Source organism: Streptomyces sp. SID14436 (assembly GCF_010548465.1).
Classification (GTDB): Bacteria; Actinomycetota; Actinomycetes; order Streptomycetales; family Streptomycetaceae; genus Streptomyces.
Map to the genome: position 1 here is coordinate 1 of NZ_JAAGMD010000384.1, position 710 is coordinate 710.

Consider the following 710-nt stretch of genomic DNA (forward strand, 5'->3'; position numbering starts at 1 on the left):
CGGGTGAGCCAGGCGACGGCGGCGCCGGTCACGGCCACCGGCCACTCGACGAGTCCGGCCACCCCGAGCACTCCCGCCCCGGCGTAGACGGCCATGCGGCGGCCGCGCGGCGAGACCGCGCCGATCGCGTCCAGCGCGCCGCCGGCGGCCTTTCCGGCCTGCTCGGCTCCCGGCAGGTGCTTCAGCCCCGAGACGACGGCCCGCAGGGGCTGGGGAAGATCGGGCGAGCGAGATGTGTCCTGGTCCATGACGACCTCCACGAGCGCGTCTCCTGGGGCGATGGTCGGTTTCCCTGCCCTGGGCCCCATATTCGGCCGGGTTCGCATCCCGCGCGCTCCGGGACGGCCCGGAGCGGTCGCCGGGCGGCGGTCAGACGACCGTCTCGCCGTCGTGGGTGCCCCCGGAGCAGCGCATGGTGAACCCGGAGCCCTCCGCCGCGATGACGATCATGCCGCCGCCCGCGATGCACTCCCCCGCCCCCACGTCGGCCGGAGCGGCCGCGGCGGCGGGTGCGCAGAGCAGGAGGAGGCTTGCGGTGGTGAGGGCGGAGGCGATGAGGGCGGCGGACGGCAGACGGTGCACGGGTGCTCCCTGGGACGTGGGGCCGGGGGGCCGGGGGGCCGGCGGGCCGGGTGGCCGGGTGGCCGGGTGGCCCCAGCCTCACCAGGAGGGGCGACGTCCGCCACCGCTGGGCGCCCGCCGCCGTGCCC

1 protein-coding gene and 1 pseudogene are annotated in these 710 nt (G+C 78.0%); both read right to left on the bottom strand.

Annotation, left to right across the window (positions count from 1 at the left end; translation table 11 throughout):
• Positions 1 to 248, bottom strand: a pseudogene (locus G3I53_RS13300) (hypothetical protein); the annotation flags it as partial.
• Positions 249 to 369: 121 nt separating this feature from the next.
• A complete protein-coding gene (locus G3I53_RS13305; protein ID WP_164335666.1) occupies positions 370 to 582 on the bottom strand; it encodes a hypothetical protein in 213 nt (70 codons plus the stop codon).
• Positions 583 to 710: the final 128 nt, after the last annotated feature.